This is a genomic window from Okeania sp. SIO1H4, from assembly GCF_010672695.1.
GTDB lineage: Bacteria > Cyanobacteriota > Cyanobacteriia > Cyanobacteriales > Microcoleaceae > Okeania > Okeania hirsuta.
The window spans coordinates 150,799-169,703 of the sequence record NZ_JAAHGB010000006.1; the positions used below are offsets into that span (position 1 = coordinate 150,799).

21 protein-coding genes, 1 tRNA gene and 2 pseudogenes are annotated in these 18,905 nt (G+C 36.4%); 10 read left to right on the forward strand and 14 right to left on the reverse strand.

Translation table 11 applies throughout. The annotated features are described in order from the left end of the window. Positions 1-187: 187 nt before the first annotated feature. The 7 genes from F6K06_RS04965 to F6K06_RS04995 form a co-directional block, all read right to left on the reverse strand. A complete protein-coding gene (locus tag F6K06_RS04965; protein WP_124146791.1) occupies positions 188-1,111 on the reverse strand; it encodes an alpha-D-ribose 1-methylphosphonate 5-phosphate C-P-lyase PhnJ in 924 nt (307 codons plus the stop codon). Between the two features lie 136 nt (positions 1,112-1,247). Next, positions 1,248-1,376 (reverse strand): hypothetical protein, encoded by a 129-nt coding sequence (locus F6K06_RS04970; protein WP_275670437.1) that lies wholly within the window; start codon positions 1,374-1,376, stop codon positions 1,248-1,250. Between the two features lie 369 nt (positions 1,377-1,745). Continuing rightward, positions 1,746-2,816 carry a carbon-phosphorus lyase complex subunit PhnI gene (locus F6K06_RS04975; RefSeq protein WP_124146792.1) on the reverse strand — a complete coding sequence of 357 codons (1,071 nt, stop codon included), beginning with the start codon at positions 2,814-2,816 and terminating at the stop codon, positions 1,746-1,748. Between the two features lie 818 nt (positions 2,817-3,634). Next, positions 3,635-4,228 carry a phosphonate C-P lyase system protein PhnH gene (gene phnH / locus F6K06_RS04980; protein WP_124146793.1) on the reverse strand — a complete coding sequence of 198 codons (594 nt, stop codon included), beginning with the start codon at positions 4,226-4,228 and terminating at the stop codon, positions 3,635-3,637. 109 nt (positions 4,229-4,337) lie between these two features. Further along, positions 4,338-4,547 carry a hypothetical protein gene (locus F6K06_RS04985; RefSeq protein ID WP_124146794.1) on the reverse strand — a complete coding sequence of 70 codons (210 nt, stop codon included), beginning with the start codon at positions 4,545-4,547 and terminating at the stop codon, positions 4,338-4,340. 241 nt (positions 4,548-4,788) lie between these two features. Further along, complete coding sequence (gene phnG, locus F6K06_RS04990) at positions 4,789-5,232, reverse strand: phosphonate C-P lyase system protein PhnG (RefSeq protein WP_124146795.1); 444 nt, start codon at positions 5,230-5,232, stop codon at positions 4,789-4,791. A gap of 424 nt (positions 5,233-5,656) precedes the next feature. Then, positions 5,657-5,818, reverse strand: a complete 162-nt coding sequence (locus F6K06_RS04995; protein WP_287242669.1) for a hypothetical protein — start codon at positions 5,816-5,818, stop codon at positions 5,657-5,659. Positions 5,819-5,921: 103 nt separating this feature from the next. Here F6K06_RS04995 and phnF point away from each other — a divergent pair, with 103 nt between their 5' ends. After that, a complete protein-coding gene (phnF, locus tag F6K06_RS05000; protein WP_124146938.1) occupies positions 5,922-6,653 on the forward strand; it encodes a phosphonate metabolism transcriptional regulator PhnF in 732 nt (243 codons plus the stop codon). Positions 6,654-6,663: 10 nt separating this feature from the next. Here phnF and F6K06_RS05005 read toward each other — a convergent pair whose 3' ends face one another. After that, complete coding sequence (locus tag F6K06_RS05005; protein WP_338043246.1) at positions 6,664-6,981, reverse strand: hypothetical protein; 318 nt, start codon at positions 6,979-6,981, stop codon at positions 6,664-6,666. Between the two features lie 74 nt (positions 6,982-7,055). Between F6K06_RS05005 and F6K06_RS05010 the strand changes: the two are divergent. Beyond that, positions 7,056-7,521 (forward strand): annotated as a pseudogene (locus F6K06_RS05010) (RNA-guided endonuclease InsQ/TnpB family protein); the annotation flags it as partial. 306 nt (positions 7,522-7,827) lie between these two features. Here F6K06_RS05010 and F6K06_RS05015 read toward each other — a convergent pair. Together F6K06_RS05015 and F6K06_RS05020 are read right to left on the reverse strand one after the other, a co-directional pair. After that, positions 7,828-8,088, reverse strand: coding sequence for a hypothetical protein (locus tag F6K06_RS05015; RefSeq protein ID WP_124146937.1), 261 nt, complete (start codon positions 8,086-8,088; stop codon positions 7,828-7,830). A gap of 197 nt (positions 8,089-8,285) precedes the next feature. Next, positions 8,286-11,018, reverse strand: coding sequence for a CBS domain-containing protein (locus F6K06_RS05020; protein WP_287242666.1), 2,733 nt, complete (start codon positions 11,016-11,018; stop codon positions 8,286-8,288). Between the two features lie 466 nt (positions 11,019-11,484). On the opposite strand from F6K06_RS05020, the gene F6K06_RS05025 reads away from it, so the two are divergent. Next, a complete protein-coding gene (locus tag F6K06_RS05025; protein WP_338043245.1) occupies positions 11,485-12,189 on the forward strand; it encodes a Uma2 family endonuclease in 705 nt (234 codons plus the stop codon). Positions 12,190-12,311: 122 nt separating this feature from the next. Here the strand turns inward: F6K06_RS05025 and F6K06_RS05030 are convergent. The 4 genes and pseudogenes from F6K06_RS05030 to F6K06_RS05045 all read right to left on the reverse strand — a co-directional run bounded on the left by F6K06_RS05030 (position 12,312) and on the right by F6K06_RS05045 (position 14,400). Next, positions 12,312-12,683 (reverse strand): annotated as a pseudogene (locus F6K06_RS05030) (type II toxin-antitoxin system PemK/MazF family toxin). Beyond that, positions 12,664-13,134, reverse strand: a complete 471-nt coding sequence (locus F6K06_RS05035; protein WP_124146935.1) for a tetratricopeptide repeat protein — start codon at positions 13,132-13,134, stop codon at positions 12,664-12,666. The pseudogene F6K06_RS05030 and the gene F6K06_RS05035 overlap by 20 nt, the downstream one beginning before the upstream one ends. Beyond that, on the reverse strand, positions 13,118-14,263 hold the full coding sequence (locus F6K06_RS05040; protein WP_124146934.1) for a tetratricopeptide repeat protein: 1,146 nt from the start codon (positions 14,261-14,263) through the stop codon (positions 13,118-13,120). The genes F6K06_RS05035 and F6K06_RS05040 overlap by 17 nt, the downstream gene beginning before the upstream one ends. Continuing rightward, positions 14,161-14,400, reverse strand: a complete 240-nt coding sequence (locus tag F6K06_RS05045) for a hypothetical protein (RefSeq protein ID WP_124146933.1) — start codon at positions 14,398-14,400, stop codon at positions 14,161-14,163. Before F6K06_RS05045 ends, F6K06_RS05040 begins: the two co-directional genes overlap by 103 nt. 147 nt (positions 14,401-14,547) lie before the next feature. Between F6K06_RS05045 and F6K06_RS05050 the strand changes: the two genes are divergently transcribed. The 7 genes from F6K06_RS05050 (at position 14,548) to F6K06_RS05080 (ending at position 18,551) form a co-directional block, all read left to right on the forward strand. Further along, entirely contained in the window at positions 14,548-14,757 is a 210-nt protein-coding gene (locus F6K06_RS05050; RefSeq protein ID WP_192901190.1) for a hypothetical protein, read from the forward strand. A gap of 800 nt (positions 14,758-15,557) precedes the next feature. Beyond that, on the forward strand, positions 15,558-15,779 hold the full coding sequence (locus tag F6K06_RS05055) for a DUF5678 domain-containing protein (protein ID WP_287242643.1): 222 nt from the start codon (positions 15,558-15,560) through the stop codon (positions 15,777-15,779). Between the two features lie 18 nt (positions 15,780-15,797). Further along, positions 15,798-16,190 (forward strand): hypothetical protein, encoded by a 393-nt coding sequence (locus tag F6K06_RS05060; RefSeq protein WP_124146931.1) that lies wholly within the window; start codon positions 15,798-15,800, stop codon positions 16,188-16,190. A 386-nt stretch (positions 16,191-16,576) separates the two neighbouring features. After that, on the forward strand, positions 16,577-16,768 hold the full coding sequence (psbZ, locus tag F6K06_RS05065; RefSeq protein WP_124146930.1) for a photosystem II reaction center protein PsbZ: 192 nt from the start codon (positions 16,577-16,579) through the stop codon (positions 16,766-16,768). Between the two features lie 183 nt (positions 16,769-16,951). After that, positions 16,952-17,533, forward strand: a complete 582-nt coding sequence (gene ribH / locus F6K06_RS05070; RefSeq protein WP_124146929.1) for a 6,7-dimethyl-8-ribityllumazine synthase — start codon at positions 16,952-16,954, stop codon at positions 17,531-17,533. A gap of 93 nt (positions 17,534-17,626) precedes the next feature. After that, a tRNA-Gly gene (locus F6K06_RS05075) sits at positions 17,627-17,698 on the forward strand. Between the two features lie 448 nt (positions 17,699-18,146). Continuing rightward, complete coding sequence (locus F6K06_RS05080; protein ID WP_124146928.1) at positions 18,147-18,551, forward strand: hypothetical protein; 405 nt, start codon at positions 18,147-18,149, stop codon at positions 18,549-18,551. The last annotated feature ends 354 nt before the right edge of the window (positions 18,552-18,905 follow it).

Genomic DNA, 18,905 nt, shown 5'->3' on the forward strand with positions numbered 1-18,905 from the left:
AATAATTAATAATTGTTAATTAAATAATTCAGCTTTATTCGTCTCCTCTTTCAAGGGGAAAAAAAGTGCTAGGATATTTCCTTATATTCAATTCCGTAACGGTTAAAACCCGAGGTAATTATCCATTATCCATTAATGAAAATTGGTTGGGGTTATCAGACAGGAAGTGCTGTATTAAAGACTATGCTCATCCACTTTTTCCTTCTTCCTTTTTCCTTCTTCCTTCTTCAAGTTGTTTTTGCCGTTGATTACAATAATCTGTATCAGAACAGACCCACATTTTATTTCCTAGATCGTCTATCAGAATTTCATCCAAAAAACTTTCTGTAGAACCGCAAAACTCACAAGCTTTATCCCATTTTTCTACAGTAAAAGGATAATCTTCAAAATCTAAACTTTTCACCTGAGTATAAGGAGGTATTGCATAAATTCGCTTCTCTCTTCCCGCGCCAAAAAGTTGTAAAGCAGGTAAATAATTCATTTTAGGATTATCAAATCGTGGGATAGGAGTCGGACTCATTATATAACGGTCATTTACCATTACTGGATAATCATGGGTCGTAGCAAAATCTCCTAATCTCGTAATATCCTCATACAATTTTACATACATTGCTCCATAATCTTCTAAAGCGTGCATTTTTCTAGTTTCTCTTTCAGAGGGTTCTAACCATCTCAATGGTTCCGGGATAGGCACTTGATAAACAATAATTTGACCTTCCTGAAGTGGAGTTTCTGGAATCCGATGGCGGGTTTGAATAATTGTTGCTTCTGTAGTTTTTTCTGTTGTTTCTATTCCACAAACTTTCACAAAAAAGCGACGAATATTCACTGCATTTGTTGTATCATCTGCTCCTTGGTCAATTACTTTTAAAATGTCTTTTTTTCCAATGATTGAAGCTGTAACTTGAATGCCACCCGTACCCCATCCATAAGACATTGGCATTTCTCTGGAACCGAAAGGTATTTGATGACCAGGAATGGCGACTGCTTTGAGTAAAGCACGGCGAATAGAACGTTTTGTTTGTTCGTCTAAATAAGCAAAGTTAAAATCATTTTCTGGTGAGTTATTTACTTTGCCATTTGAGCTTTTTAGATTTTGGTTATTTAACATATAGGGAATTTAAATTAATAGGGAATAGGGAATAGGGAATAGGCAACAGGCAACAGGCAACAGGCAACAGAAATTCGTAGCAAACATTTATCAAACTGTTATTAGGAGTCAGGAGTCAGGAGTCAGAATAAATAACTTAAATATCAGGTGGTGGTGTATTGTAATGGTCGTGCATTGTCATTATTTTTATTACAAGAACAGTGGGAGCATCTTGCTCCTGTGCCAGGTATTCCTTTCTGTTATTTGCTATATCTATAACCCACATTTTAATACTAGGGAATAAAATTAGGTAATTAATTTTGCCTAAGCAATTAATTGTTAATTATTCATTATCATTTTCTTTGTGGGTTTAATACCCCACCGTCTACACGGTGTTCAAAATTACTTGGGGTTAGAATCCCCATGTAATTTTCCTCCTGTCTCCTGTCTCCTGTCTCCTGTCTCCTTCTTCAATCATTATTCATTATTCATTGTTGACTACCTACCACCTAATACCAAGAGTGAAAAAAGAATTCTTAACTTAGACGACACTTAAATTATCAACTAATTAATACTAGGGAGTCAAATTAGGTAATTAATTTTGCCTCAGCAATTAATTGTTAATTATTCATTGTTAATTATTCATTATTCATTATTAAATGTGTTCCTTCCGCAGCTTTCTAATTAAATTTATTTCTGCTTGAAAATCAATATAGTGAGGTAATTTTGAATGCTGTACAAACCCTTGAGCTTGAACATTATCTGAGTGATACAAAACAAACTCCGGGTCTTGAGCAGGTCCTTGTATTTCCTCCCCCAATTCTTTAGCTTGCATAGCACGGTCCACTAACGCCATTGACATTGCTTTTCGTTCGTTATAGCCAAAAGTTAAACCGTAACCACGGGTAAGTTGTGGTGCTGCTTCCTTACTACCTGTAAACATATTTACATTTTCAGCTTCAGTAATAGTAATCTCAGCGATCGCTATTTCAAAACCCAATTCTTCTGGACAAATAACAACTTCTACTTCTCCCATTTTTATTTCTCCGGCGAAGGGATGGGTACGACCATAACCCCTCTGAGTTGAATACCCTAAACTAAGTAAAAAACCCTCATCTGCACGAGCTAAATTTTGTAATCTCGCGTCTCTCTCTGCGGGTAATTTTAGAGGTTTTCTTGTTAAGTCATAAGGTTGTTTATCATCCTCTATTTTTTCCTCATAAACTAATCCTTCTTTCTCTAAAATATTCATTACTCTAGGAAAGTTTTCATCTAAGTTTAAATTTTGGCTTTGAGGAGCAGTATAGTTATTTCCTTCCGCAGCTAATTTAAAGTCTAATAGTCGATGAATATAATCAAAAGTTGGTCCTAAATATTGACCTCCGGGAATATCTTTAAATATTGCAGAAATTCGCCGTCGAATCTTCATTTTGATAGTATCCAATGGTTGACTATAATAAAGTCTTGGTAAAGTAGTTCGATATGCTCTTAATAAAAATATTGCTTCAACTAAATCCCCCCATGATTGTTTAATTGCTAAAGCAGCTAGGTCTCGATCATATAGGGCACCTTCGCACATAACTCTATCAACTGCGAGGGTAAGTTGTTGTTTAATTTGCTCTAAACTTAGTTCAGAAATATTGGGGTCTCCCCGCCGTAAAGCTTGCAATAGTGCTTCAGCATTTTTGATTGCTTCTTCTCCACCTTTTACTGCTACATAAGCCATATTTTTTTACCTCAATTTTTGTAAGCATTCAGCTGTCAGCCATCAGCTATTACTTTTAGTTTACGATAAAAGCTTTTATCGTAAAAAGCTTTATTAATTGTCTTACTACAACAGTTGCCTCCCTTGCCCTTAAAGTCTATTTTCATTTAAATACTGTCTTTAAGGAGAGAGTCTTGTTGCGCTGGAATTGACAGTTAGTAACTTAAATTTTACCAAATTTTTCTCTTAGTTTGCAGTTTTTTTTATAAGCATTCAGCGGTCAGCATTCAGGACTTCAGCTATCAGCTTCATTACCTTTAATTGACAATTAAAGCTAGTAGTTCTTGTGCTTCAATTTTCTAGTTTAAAATGTAGTATAACTTAAGCGAATACTTGCTTCATTCGTTAAAGATATAGCGTTTCTCAGTAAGTGTGAGATACACTCTTATCTTTACTTTACTGTTGCCTGTTGCCTGTTGCCTAAAGCCTAGAGTTTTGTACCTCACCAGTATGGGAATTGCTATATCAGAGCTAACTCCTAATAGCTGTTTACCGAAGAATTAATTATTAATTATTAATTATTAATTATTAAATAATTCTGGTTTAAAGCCTCCCCTTTTAAGGGGAAAAAGCGGTCGTTAGCGTAGCTTCCCGAAGGGTGGGATGGCGATCTTCGGAGCGGGTCTGCAAGAACGGGTCTCCTCGCTGTCCTCCAATCGATCAAGAGAAAAGAAATAATATTTCCTTATATTCAATTCCGTAACGGTTTTAACCAGAGGTAATTATCAATTATCCATTATAAATTATCAATTAATTAAGCAGCATTCCGCAGGAAATACTTACGTTTTTACTAATCTACTTTTAGTTGTTCTTGGTAAACCAATAACTGTATTTTGAGCAAAGAAAAATATATCTACTCCTAAAGGATAATTATTAAAGTTAACTTCCCATTCTGACCAGAAAAATTCCGGTAATTTCGGAATTGAAATTGCTATTTCTTCTAAAATTCCCGGTCCGGTTAATATTACTTTATCACCTGATTCTAAATTCGCTCCTTGCACAAATAAAGTAGTTGAATTTTCTGGTTCTTCTGCTGTTCCATGATGAAAATTTGATAGGTTGGGAATAGTTTGAATATTCTTAATTACAGCAAAGTCAGCAATTTGAGAATTTTCGGTAAAATGACAACCTGTGTGAAACAATAACCAAGCTTTTACATCTTGATGAAAATCTGAACTTAACCATACTTTTGTTTCCAAATCTAACATTGTCAAACAGGCAGCAGCACAAGCTATATTCAAGTCAGATGGTGGTGTTAATTTAGCATCTATTTTTTGCTGCTTTCCTGGATAAGATAAGGCATTTAGTAGATGGGTAAAAGTTCTTTGAGAATCATGTACAATATCAGGCAATCCTGGTAGTTTAGTAATCATAAAAAAAGCTTTGAAGCTAACAAGTACCTGTGACAATTAGTTGATTGATTTATTATTAGAAATATAGCGTTTATCAGCCTAATGAGGTACACTTATCTTTATTGTTCTTCTATTCCCTGTTCCCTTTTCCCTCTCTTGGTGCGCGTTCCCTCTCTTGGTCAGCATTCCCTCTCTTGGTCGGCATTCCCTTGCGACTGGCATCGTCGCGGGGTCTGACCGCTTGTGTCTGTCGCCGACGCGGGGTCGCACCGCTGTTTCCTAAAACTAACGAATTGGCGTTGCTGAGTGGTAATAATTTTGAGATTAACTTTGGGCGCAAAACATCAGTTTTTCAATTTTACCTTCAGCTAATAGACATCTCCAAGAATCAAAAATCAATATCTATATCCCAAAGGAATTATCAATTCTTTACCCCTATAGCAAAGCTGCCTACTCCCTACTCCCTATGGGTGGAGTAGATGTCTAATTATCATTACATTTAAGCAACGCCAACGAATTTTGTACCTCACGCTTCTTGGGAATTGCTATAACACTAATAATACACCTCACACAAAAATTGATTAATCCCCTCTGGCAATAGTAAAAAAATTAACTTTCGTAGCTTCTGTTTGTAGTTGTTCAATTTCCTTTTGGTGATTAACTTCTGCTTCAATAAATTCAAGAACGACAGACTTTACAACATCATGCCATTCAGGCAGTTGCATTAAACCATCGCACAAAGCAGCAAGTTCAGCATGACGATGCGATCGCCCTGCCACATAACCAAAACCCATAACATCCTCTATCTTGACTGCACAACGAGTAATAGTTATTTCCCCTAGATTAAATATTTGTCCCGTTCCACCAGCGCGGCCTCGTACCATTGTCAGACCTATTTCTGGTGGCCTTATAAAGTTGTATGCAGGCAATTTGCCTATCTCTGCAACTTTTGTCTCTAACTGCTTCAAATTAGATTTAGCTAAGGTTTTTATCCATCCCTGTCGCATTTCTGTTTGAATGTCCATAGATTGGTTTTCTAGTCCAATTAACCAGAGCAATATTTGTATATACAAATTCCAATATATACAATATATAATAGATATATACCTTTTATTCAAAAAAAACTAACTGCTACATTGCGGTTGTCATAATGGTCAAAATATTAGTATTCAATTATCGAGTAAACGCCCATTTCTCAAAGTAATATCTGGCAATTTAGGGGGTGGGGGTGATCTCTATGACTAATATCAATTCACTTTAAAGATGTCACAAATAGTTTCAAACCCAATATCTGAAATAATTTCCTGAAATTACTGTGGCATCAAAGTTTGGAGTCTATAAAATTTAACTTTTAACTTTTGATTTTTGACTGTCTTGAGTGCGTCTTACATCCTGAGGGTGCCTCAGAATTTCGCACTCGCTTTTGACTTCCGTGAAACGGTATAAGAGTCAATCTTCCAACTCAATTATCAATTCTCTGGAACTCATGACTTTTTGCAGATAACTGGCCAAGTTAGGCATATTTTTTTCTAATTCTGGAAAAAACTCAAAACTTTGTTCAATACCATTAGTATATTTAACTGTAAGAGTGAATTTTATTGATTTACTCATACTCCTGTGCCTATTGCCCTTGATAATTGTTGGCTGCTCCACAATATTTATCTAAACTAGAAAAATATTAAACATAAATATATCTAAATATATTCAAGATGCCATGAGCCGTGAAGTATTACCAGTTTATACTCGAATTGCTGAAGAATTACGCCAAAATATTCATCAAGGAATTTATAAAGTAGGAGATAAGTTACCAACTGAAGCTCAACTGAGCGAATATTTTTCTGTTAACCGTCATACATTGCGTAGGGCGATCGCCATTCTCAAAACTGAAGGGTTAGTGAGAGTCGATCGAGGTCGTGGGACTTTTGTTGTTGGTAGACCCATTAAGTATTTTATAGGTAAAAGGGTACGCTATAATCAAACTCTTATTGCCCAAGGCCAAAAGCCTAGTTTTAGATTACTGCAAATGGTTGAAATACCTGCCGATGCTTCTATTGCTCAAGGATTAGAAGTAGAAGTAGGTACTCCTGTAGCTTTAATTGAACGTTTAGCATTTGCAGACGATCAACCTATTAATATTTCTAGTAGTCATTTTCCTTTAGATCGTTTTCCAGGAATTGTAGAGGAGGAAGCAATTGAATTTTTGCGAGAGAAAGGTTCAATTTCTAAGTTGTTAAGGGAAAAATATAATAGCGATCATATTCGTCGTACAACTCATGTTTATGCTCGTATAGTCAGACATGAAGATACTTCTCTGTTGGAAGTTCCTCTGAATCATCCTATTTTGTTAGCAGAGTCAATCAATGTCAATCAGGATGGCAATATTATTGAATATGGGGTGACTAGATTTAGAGGCGATCGGATGGAGTTAGTCTTTGAAAATGAATGAGCTTGAATATTTAAGATTGTTGAGAAAAACCTGAATCTTTCTTGATTTTTTCCAGCTGTTCCCATAGTTCCTGAATTTGCAGATAAGCAGATGTTGTTGAAATTTTTCCTGATGTTTGTAAACCACTGATATAATTTATTTTATGAGAAAATTCTTGTAATTTCGCATTGAAATTGATATTTGCTGGAGTTGCTTGTCCGTAATAGGGACTTTGTGGATATAGAAATTCATCCTTTTTCATTTCAGCTTTTCCTGAGTTTATTTCAAAAATTTTAAGTTTGTTTTTTATCTTAATATAAAGTATATTATATAAATTTTTATTTGCCAATGTTTAAAGTCTGTAATTTTAGTTAATAACTATTAACTTTTTGTCAAATAAATATACTTCTTTAATCCAATAAACACGATCTGGTAGTATACGAAGATTTGAAGATTGCCAATTTAGTTAAAAACCATCATTTAGCTAAGTCAATATCTGATGCAAGTTGATATCAATTTACAAAATGGCTTGAGTATTACCCTAAGTTACACGGGATTGTTTGTGTAGCAGTACCTCCCCATTTCACATCTCAAGAATGTTCAAATTGTGGTCGAACGGTAAAAAAATCATTGTCTGTTAGAACTCATAAATGCTTACATTGCGGTTATATATGTAGATAGAGACCATAACGCAGCAAGAAATATTCTAGCTAAAGGGATGGAGATGTTGGGAGTGATATTTAACAGTACCGAGGGGCACTCGGAAACTGGGGACAAAATCCCAAACGCTACAGGAGAGTTTGACCGCTGGATTGATAATAGCAATATTGTTAATGTAAGTCATTTCAATGAATGTAGAATCATCTTAGATGAGAATCCCGCATCATAATCTTAGATTTGATGCCGGGAGTATGTCAATTTTTGAGATTTAAGTAGACGGACATACATAATTAGTCATATCATGTCCGCACTTTATAGTTTGTGTAAACCCAAGGGTGAATATCTACAAAAAATTTAAGTTTTTTGGACTTTTAAGTCTTCTGTTCTAGATAACTAAAGCCTTCTTCCCTCTTCCTTAAAAATCTGGTTTTTAATCATGGAAAAGAAGAGCTGTAAAAAATCATATTTTAGGAAAATTTTATACCACTCCTCTATGAATTATCAATATTCAAGTAAACTTGATATAATTACCTAATTAAATATTTTTCCGGTCTGAATTATTTTCAGGGTCTGTACCTATTCCTAAATTTTTCTTAGAATTTTTCAACTGTTTCCAAAGTTCTTTGATTTGCTCGTAAGCTTCTTCAGGAGAAATTTTTCCACCAGTTTCTAAACCGCAAATTATACTTACTCGTTGAGCAAATTCTTGCAGATTTGAATTAAATACTAAGTTTTCTGGGGTAAAATCACCTTGATATCGACTGTGAGGATACAAAAAATCATCATCAATTGCCATAGTTTTTTCCTGATAAATATCCTAAAAGGGAACAGGGAACAGGAAATATAAGAATATTCCTACAAGTATACCTGACTATCCTCAAAAGTGCTGTAATTTCTATTCTCTATTGTTGATATCAAATCCGCTTAATTCGGCATAAAAAAATGTTCCATCTCCCCACACTCCCCACACTCCCCATCTAAATTACACTGATGCTACCGAAGAGGATAATACCTAGCTAAAAATTTCTCAGCATCAGAGCGATCGCTCACCACACCATCCAAAGTTGCAGTCAAAATATCGTCCAAAATCAACTTAAACTCACGCCCCGGTTTATATCCCATTTCCTTCAAATCATTTCCATTCAAAACAGGTTTAACATTTGCCCACTGAGTCAAATATTGCCAAACCCTACGTCGCACCCAACGCTCACATTGTACCGCAATCAAAATCAACATCGGCAAGTCGTACTTCCGCAACAACCACACCACCTGACTCGGACTATTACATTCTGGCAAACTCTCCATAACCTTACCCTTTGCCAACTCCAACTGCTCCAGTCGTTTCACACTATCCACAGGCAACTGTAAATTTTTTCCCACCAAACCCCGGTATTCAGACTCCAAATAAGCAATCAAAACCTCCAACCGCATTTGCCAATGAGATAAACTTTTCTGGGCATCAAAACGTTGCAAACACCTATCCATCAAACATACCTGCTGCCACAACTTCCGGTCTAACTCCAAAGTGCGATGAATACAACGCAACGCTCCCAAATTTCCCAATAACTTTAAAGCAGGTTTCCAATAATTAGCTTGCAAAATATATTTCAACTCACTTTTGAGTCGAGTTTCCAAAGCAGGCACCCTTCTATTTTTTTCCGCCTTCCCAATATTTTGGCGGTGATATACCCCACTATTAATAGCGTAACGAATATACTCTTCTGTTTTTGCTTCAATTTCAAATCCTAATCTCACCGCAAACCGCACCGCTCGATAAATACGAGTAGGGTCTTCAATAAAACTGTTGGCGTGTAACACCCGCATTTGCTTCGCCTGCAAATCTGATAACCCACCAAAAAAATCAAGCAATTCACCAGCACGAGGTCCAGTCAGTCGTGCTGCCAAAGCATTAATAGTAAAATCTCGGCGATACAAGTCTTGACGAATTGAACTTGCTTCAACTTCTGGGTTAGCTGCTGGATAGGGATAAAATTCTGTGCGAGCAGTAGCAATATCTATCCACAGAGAGTCTAACACAAGGTCGTTATGCCAAAGTAGGGCAGCAGTTTGAAATTGACCGTGAACTTCTAAACGTGCTGTGGGGTAAATTTTTTGCAGTGCTTTTGCCAACTCTACCGCAGGAGCTTTTTCTGTTTTCTCAGAGTGACAACCATCTACAACTAAATCAATATCTGTCAACAGTAGAGTCTCATCAAATTTTGATAATAATAAATCTCGCACCCCTCCACCAATTAGATATAGTTGCCAACCTCGTTTTTCTGCCAACTCAGCAACACGGGTGAGTAGTTGCCAAAGTTGAGGTGCAATACGTTCTTGTAAAAGTTCGGCAATTGATTTACAAGTTTCACCAGGTATACAACCAAGTTGTTCGTTTTGAGGGCGTTGTTGTTGATGCAATTCTCGTAAAACGTCGGTACGAGTAACTATTCCGACTAAACGGTTATTTTCCAATACAGGCAACCGTCCAATATCGTAAGTAACCATCAATTCTTCAATTTCTTGGAGGGTGGTTTTTGGGGAAATAGTTTTGAGTTGTGGTGTCATGTAACCTTTGACTGGAGCATGACTAAAACCATGGTGGAGGGCGATGTCAATATCTCGCCGAGTAATAATTCCAACTAATTCTCTGGATGAGTCTACTACTGATAAACCAGAATGACCGTAACGTAATAGTATGCGATGAGCTTCTTCTATGGATGTCTCAGGAGGAATGGTGCGAACTGGAGATGACATCAAATCTCTGGCGGTGGGAGGTTGAGGAATTTGATTTTTGAGTTGGTCTACGAGTTTTTCCAGGGTTGCTTCAGGGTTACTGTCTCGGAGAGTAACTGCTGCTGCTCGGAGATGACCACCACCACCGAGAGGTTGTAATAGTTCGCTGAGGTTAGTATCTGGGATACGCGATCGCCCGATAATACTTAAGCTTTTTTCTGTTGTGTCTTTGAAGGAGTGGGTATGACCTAGGAGGAGAGCATCTATTTCTGTAAGGTCAATTAAACTAGAAGCTAAACTGGATAAACCGGGAATATATTCATCAGTGTGTAATAGTATCCACCCTATCTGATAATTTCTCACGGTGGAGCGTTGGATATTTTCCAGAGCTATTTTCAATAAATCTTGCAGTTGGGGAGATAAACCAGGTTCAGCATATTCGGAAATTACGGGTAAACTAGCGCCTTGCTGCATTAACCATGCTAAAGCTACTGCATCTCTTGGTGTTGTGTGGTCGAAGGTTAGGGAACCAGTATCAGCGTGGATACCAAGGGCCATAATTGTTGCTTCTGCTGGAGTTAAGACAGGGGTAGAATTGTTTTGGAGAGTCTGGAGTTTTTCTGCGATGAGGGTTGTGGTTGCTCCCACTGCTTCTATATAAGTTTGGGTAGCTGGAATATCGGTTTGAATTTCACAGTGATGGTCATAGATGATAATTTCTGATAGGTGGGGTAAGTCTAACCATTGGGCAGTTTTTCCCAGTCGGGAGCGTGTTTGAGTATCAACTATATATATGGAGCGGATTTGTTTTGGGTTGACGGAGCGACGTTCGATGATGGCAAATTCGTCTCGATGGAGGGCAAGGAATTGTTTGACGGTGGGGTGACAACCGCCAGTTAGTACGAGGCGACTACCTGGGTGGAGGTGGGTTAGTCCGACGGCGGCGCCGAGGGCGTCGAAGTCTGCGGTTGTGTGGCATAAGATTATGTTCATTTCATATTAAGTCGAAAGTCAAAAGTCAAAAGTCAAAAGTCAGAGTTTATGGGAAGTCAAAATTCAAGAATTTAGAATTTAGAATTTAGAATTTAGAATTACCTCTTCTTATAAATTAAGAGGATTGGTTAAAAGGATTTTTTTTCTTCTCTTGGTCTCATGGATATGGCGAGGAGACCCGCTCTTGACAGAGCCGCTCCGCTAACGCCATCCCATCCTACGGAATGCTCCGCAAACGACCGCTTTTTCTCCATGAATGGAGAGGCTTTATACCTGAATTTTTTGGTAATATTTTATAGGCTTAAAAATTTTAGGATAACATAAATAATTAAGTCATCTAAAGATTACTAAAGGTAACTGATTTATTATAGCTAATTAACGAGACTTGATATTATTTCTATAGGATGAGATTGTTGAAGAAATTCACAGAATTTGTGAAGAGTATTCTCGTTCATTTAATTATGATTTGAAACCCATATTTGCTGATTTACAAAAGCAGCAAGCGGAAAGTACCAGGGAAGTTGTGAATTTATCTCGAAAACCAGATATAACAAAACGTTGGAGGAGAAAAAAATTTATGATTTCTCAACCCCAAGATTATCCAAAAATGACCCCTGAAGAATATCTAGAATGGGAAGCTAAACAGGAATTTCGCCATGAATATGTAGACGGTGAAGTTTTAGCTATGACTGGAGGAAGTCTTCCTCATAATGATATTGCTCTTAATTTCTACCGTTCTCTATATCCCCATCTCCGTCAAAGAGGTTGTCGAGTTAATGTGTCTGATGCTAAAGTTAAAGATGCTAAAAATAATCGTTATTTCTATCCAGATTTAGTTATTAGTTGTAATGCTGAGGATTTAAAATCTCGTGACTTTATTAAACATCCTAAAGTCATTGTTGAGGTGCTTTCCCCTAGTACAGGAAAATACGATCGCGGTGATAAGTTGAAATATTATCGTCAATTTCCTAGTTTGCAAGAATATGTTTTGGTAGATTCAGAATCAATATTTGTAGAAATTTATCAACGTGGGGAGGGGAAAATGTGGAATTATTGTGGGTATACAGAAGGTGAGTCTATTACATTAGAGAGTATTGAATTTAGTTCTGCTATTGAAGTTTTGTACGAAGGAGTTAATTTTGAAGTTCCAGAAAAAACAGAGCAAGCGTAGGTTGGGTTGAGGAACGAAACCCAACTTTACCAAAATAAAGCGCGTGTTGGGTTTATCCTAACGGATAAGCTCCGCTAACATTGAGGTAGTCGATGGGATTGAATTTTTAGATATAGAATAATTTAACCCTCGTACTCTACAAGTAAAGCAATACCAGCTGATATTTTATCCATAACTTCACTAGAACAAACACCTATTTTCTTAACTAACCTTTGCAAATCCATTCCTCTTATTTGCAATAAATCAACAGTAGAAACTTTGCTTAAATTATTTTCTAAATCCGGTTCAATTTTAATGTGTCAACTATCATTATTAAAATAATTTTTCCAATCAGTAATAGGTGCAATTAACTTAATTGGTAATCTACCAATACCATCGGAACTAATGATAATCGCCGCACGAATCTTTCTAATTTCTGCTCCGATAGTTGGGTCGAAATTTGTTAGCCAAATATCTCCCCGTTTGGGTAAATTATTATTCCTCATATAATTCATCCCAAGTTTGCAAATCTTCCCATTCTCTATCTTGCTGATAATATTCGCACATTTTTTCGGCTTGCTTTGCCAAAATTTTTCGTCTTTCTTCTAATGGTAATTTAATTAAATAACGGGTATCTTTTTCATCTATTTCTTGGAGGTAAGTATTGAACAATTTTTCTTTTAACTCCTGACTCTCTTTTAGAAAAATTCCTAACTCCTGAGCAATAGACAAACCTTGCTTATAAAAATCATGTGCCAACTTATCATCATGTAACTTATGATAAAGTTCGGCTAAATTATAAAGAGTTATAACTTCTTTCGGACGACTGCCAATTTGGCGATAAATATCTAATGCTTGTTGTAAAAGTTCCAGTGCTTCTATATTTTGCTGAAGTTCTATCAAAGTAGCACCTAAATTACATAAAGCAGTTGCTTTCATCCCAAGAGCATCAATTTTTTTCAGCAATTTGCAACTGTTGACGATGGTAATCTAATGCTTTGTGATAATCTTTGAGAGCAAAGTAAACATTTCCTAAATTTCCCATTGCTGCACCTTGACTTTTAGGACTTCTAATTTGTTTTGCAATACTCAAATTTTGTTGGTGGTACTCCAGAGCTAAATTGTATTTACCCAAGCGATGAAAAACATTACCTAAACTTCCAGACGCAGCTCCTATATTTGACAAATCACCTGTTTGTTTAGCAATATCTAAAGCTTTCTGATGACAACTAATTGCTCGAGCATAATTTTTTTGAGAAGAATAAATAGTTCCTAAATTATTCAATATCATTCCTTCATTATCTAGGTCCTTAATTTCCTGTGCAATTTTCAAACCTTGGTGATAATAATCGAGTGCCTGATGATATTTTCCTAGAGCATTATAAGCATTAGCTAAATTTCCCAAACTATGACCTTCTTCAGCTAGATTACCAACAGAACGTGCAACATCTAAACTGAGGTTATAATAGTTAATTGCTTGCTCATAATCTCCCATTGAATAATAAGCATTACCTAAATGTCTCAATGGTAAACCTTCCCTACTCCGCTGTTTCATTTCCTTAACAATATCTAGGTGTTGTTTGTGATAATCAATCGCTTTTTTATATTTACCTGATAAGGCATAAACAATTCCTAAACCTCCTAGCGCCATCCCTTCATTACCACTATCTTCTATCTTTCTGGCAATTACTAACTGTTGTTGATGATATTTAATAGCTTTCTGATATTCTCCTAAAGATTTGTAAGCTGTAGCTAAACCCCCTAACGTTCTTCCCACTCCCAGAGGGTCTTCATTTTCTTTTATAATAGTTAAATGTTGCTGATAAGAATCAATAGCTTTTTGATATTTTCCCATAGAAATATAAACACTACCTAAATTAGAAAAAGCTCTTCCTTGACCTAAGCGATCGCTTCTTTCTTGAGCAATTACTAAATGTTTTTGGTGATATTCAATAGCTTTTTGATATTCTCCTAAAGAATAGTGAACGTTACCTAAACTTCCTGATGCTGCTCCCTCTTGAAAGCGATCGCCCTTTCTGCTTCTATTGCTGCGGGAGAATTTCCAGCACCAGTCTCCACAATACCTACTTCCCACTGTTGACCATCAATAGAAAATTTACCCCTTTCATAAATTGTCCCATTAGGGTGAATATCCTCCCCCAAGTCACTCAGATAAGCGCGTACTGCCATATATTCGATACGAATTGCTGTTAAAATAACCGCACAAGCCATACCTTTACCTATTAATTGAGCTGCTTTGTATTATGGCTAATTTATTTTTAAATGTGTAAAAATCAAACTGCTTTTCAATAAATTTAAACTCCTTTCTAATACTATTCAATTACTTCTATTACCAACTTATTACAGAAAAAAATTTCTATGAACGACCAAAAACCCATACTTCAAATTTTTCTACTCGAATACCAAAAATTGAAAGAAGAACAACTCAAACGTATTGCCTTCCGAGACCAAATCATTTATCTAACACTAGGAATATTTGGCGGAATACTCTCTTTTGCTCTATCAAATAAAACTAATTTTTATGCCCTCTTAGTTATTCCTTGGGTTTGCCTAATGGGACTTACATAAAATAAAGGCAGAAAATAGGGTCAGATATAGATGGGTAGAGGTTTTCACGTCGAAAAGGCATAAATCCTGAGTTACTAAGGGTTCTAGCCATTTTTAAGGCTTTGACGTAATTCCCTTGTCTAGACTGACTTTGACGCATTTTTCCTACCAAAAAATGTCTAAGTACCACTAATTCTCGGTTGGACTTATGTAGTTAATGACGAAAAAATCTCTGCTCTGGGAAAATATATTCGATTAACTCTCACCGAAAAAATCAAAGCACAAATAGATGATTCAGATATCGAATCTATCTTTGGCTGGGAGATTGCTCATAGAAGTGACGAAAGAAGAAAAAGGCGGAAAATACAGCAATTAATTATTGATGAAATTACTTTTGTATTCTCTGGTTTAGTAGCTTTATTTGCTTTCTGGTCTCTAGGTACAAATTTTCCTTTGGTGATTCATATATTTTGTATTATTGAGCTTATTCTATTAGTAGTTTTAGGCATAGAAATTATCATTTATGCCGATCTAGCTAAAGGTCGGTAAATAATTAACAATTAATAATTAACAATTATTATCGCTGTTGGTAATAGCTATAGCGAGGTTTATAGTCATTTAAAAAAAGAAGAACATAAGGTAATGCCTTTAGTTTTTGAACTACCCGAATCCGATAACAAACTTGATGGCTACCTGATATTTTATCGAATCTCAGGGAATAATTAGTTTTGACAGTTAAAACGCGATTCAAAAATTGCTATATATTAGTTACAAACCTATTTTTTTCAGGAGAAATTATGAGCGATATTAGCGTCGAATAATTGGCAGCAATTTTAGAGGAAGATGATAAGTGGCTGACCGAAAATTACAACAAACTTATCCAACAGTATCCAGGACAAATGGTGGCTATTAATGATGGTAAAATAGTTGCTGTGGGAAGAGAAGTAAGAGACTATTGTGCCACCCGACAAAATGCAGTTTTGGTAGGGAAATTACTAATAAACGTACCCCATCCCGACGATTTAGAACCATTTTTAATTTAAGCAAAGGGCGCTAATTTGATGGCAATTATTAGATTTAACTACAAACTGATCAACGCTACTTTTCAACCTATAATTACTCTTGGTGTTCTTCTAAAAAATGCCTGGATACGGGTAGATTTTTACGTCGATTCAGGAGCAAATTATAGTGTGGTTAGTTCTAAAGTTGCGGAGGAATTTGAGTTTAATTATCTAGCTGGCGATCGCGTCAATTTACAAGTAGGAGATGGGGGTCTGATTCCAGTTTATTTACACGATTTGGAAATACAATTAGGCAGGGAAAGATTTACTTGCCCTATTGGATTTTTCCATCACTTAGGCGTATCTTTTAACGTTTTAGGAAAGCAGGGAATTTTTGACAAGTTTAAAATCTGTTTTCTAGAATCTCAGGGAATAATTAGTTTTGAAAGTTGAAAGGTAACGAAGTAAGTTAAAAAATTTCAAGCTATTTGTAGTTATTCTGAGGAAAGATTTACTAATTTGTTTTTAGTCGCTTTTAGGATAGTAAGGTCTGTTGACTTTAACGACACTTTTGACTGCTCCATCAAAGTAATAAAAAAGGCAAAATTTTATATTATATCTCTGAAATGACCTACCTACATCAAAAATTAACCACTAAAATTAAGATTATCGTTGCACAGTATGTGGCTAAGAAAAAATTGGTTAGGATATAAACTGATGATGAATCTTAGACAGCGAAAATATTTTTCCAACCGTTCTCTGTTCCCTGTTCTCTGTTCCCTGCTGTATGATATTCTAATTTTTTATAGGATGAGTTTGTTGTTATACCAGGAGAAAAGATGTTAACATTCTTGTTTCAATTTGTACTACTTTTATTAGTAGTCTTATCTTTTGTTTTAGTAGTTGGCGTACCTGTTGCCTATGCTTCTCCCCAAATCTGGAGTCAAGGCAAACCTTTGATCTTTATTGGTTCTGGTTTGTGGTTAGCACTGGTAATTGCAGTGGGTGTTTTGAACTTTTTGGTGGTTTAGGCCAACAATTTTGATTTAAAATTGATAGAATCAGACAGTTCTATTGGGCAATACCTAGAGAAAACATGGTGTAAGAGGCAAGAGATAGCAAGTTAGTCCTTGTTGCTACTTGACTCTTACTAACCTCTATACTAAAAGTTATTAGCTTTGATCTAAAAAATTTAACTAAAAAAGAATTCTAATATGACAGTTTTCGAGGGAACATTTACTCAAACTGAATCCTTACGCTTTGCTATTGTGATTGGTCGCTTCAATGACTTAATTACTGGCAAATTAATTGAGGGTTGTCAAGATTGTTTGAAACGCCACGGTGTAGATCCAAACCCAGAGGGTACTCAAGTAGATTATGTTTGGGTCCCTGGTAGTTTTGAGATTCCTCTAGTCGCCCGTCAATTGGCCATGAACGGTAGCTACGATGCAGTAATTTGTTTAGGAGCTGTAATTAAAGGCCAAACACCTCATTTTGATTATGTAGCTGCTGAAGTATCTAAAGGAATTGCCGCGGCAGCATTTCAAACGGGAGTACCAGTAATTTTTGGCATTGTAACTACAGATACTATGCAACAAGCTCTAGAGAGAGCTGGCATTAAAAGCAATAAAGGTTGGGAATATGCCATGAATGCTCTTGAAATGGCTAGTTTGATGCGTCAAATGAGAGGTGGTATAAACTCCTCATCTAATAATCGTAGTATTACTGGTACAACACAAGTTTTACCTATAACTTCCAACAATTTAGTAGAGTCTGATGTATCTCCAGAAGCATAGACCAAGCGATCAACAATTATTTATCGGAAAAAATCTACTGGAGGGTTGACAAATAAAATTATTTGTGAAATTATAGATATATAGTTACAAACCGCGGGTATAGCTCAGTGGTAGAGCGCAACCTTGCCAAGGTTGATGTCGCGCGTTCGAATCGCGTTACCCGCTTAATTAAATAGCAGTTAGGAATCAACGGTCACCAGTCAGCATTAAGACTTTTTTTTACGTTGAGTCGGGGATTTCAACCCCTACTTAACAATCAGGCTTTTAGAAGCCGGGGATTTAACCCAAGGTCAAAAAGCTGTTAACGTTACCGTTAGCGAAGCTCCTGCGGAGGAGGCAAGAGGTAGTTCCTCCGCAGGAGGCTAGCTGAAATGCTGATAGCTGATAGCTAGTTAAGGTTGAAACTTTTGCCTAATAAAGCTTAAATTTATAGCATTATCTATGACTTTATTTGACCTATGAAATAGTTCAAATAACGGAATCTCAATAATCAAACTTCTTCCTTGTTCCTTGTTTCCTCTTGCTTGTGATGTAAGTTAGAATTGGCATAATAGACCTATGCTGAGAATCAGATTGTCTTTTTTCTGTCAACGCTTTCGCTTCTACGATTACTTTGCGACCTCAAAAAGCTCTGAAAATTGATTTGAATGGAGAGTACCCCTGTCCATGTCGGCGTAAGGGCCACTTAATTCCAATAACCCTGACAGATGCCTTTGGCTGTAATCGCTGTCAGCAAATATTTGTGGTCAATGAAAATGGCCATACTATTGAACAACTCTCCACTCACTACCCATACAAACTAGCTTGGCGATGGACAGGCAAACATTGGAATCGTGCCTATTCTAATTGGAGGGCACATTATTTACCAATAGCTCTAGTAATGATTTTAGTTCCATTAGTGATTTGGCTACCTCTGGCCTTAAACTCTCCTGGTTCTAATATAATTATTTGGGCACTGGTGGCAGTGGTTTTGGCTATGCTTCCTGCCTTGATTGTTTGGCTTGCTTACAGACGTTAAACTGAGTGGGGGAGTAGGGGAGTGGGGGAGTGGTCATTTCAGTTATCAGTTATCAGTTATCAGTACTTCTGCAATAAGGAGGCTTGATATAAGGAATATTCTCTTTTTTTTATCCCCTTAAAAGGGGAGGTTTTAGACCACAATTTCTCGATAAACATAAGAGTAATTGGTAGTTCTGCTCGCGTAATGGTATACAGGAAAAAGGAATACCCGTCATGGGAGCAAGATGCTCCCACTGTTCTCGTAACAAAAATAATGACAATACACGACCATTACAATGCACCACCACCTAGTAATTAACATGAACTGACTAATAATTATCTATCGAAAAGGTTATTATTTGCTGTGTTAATT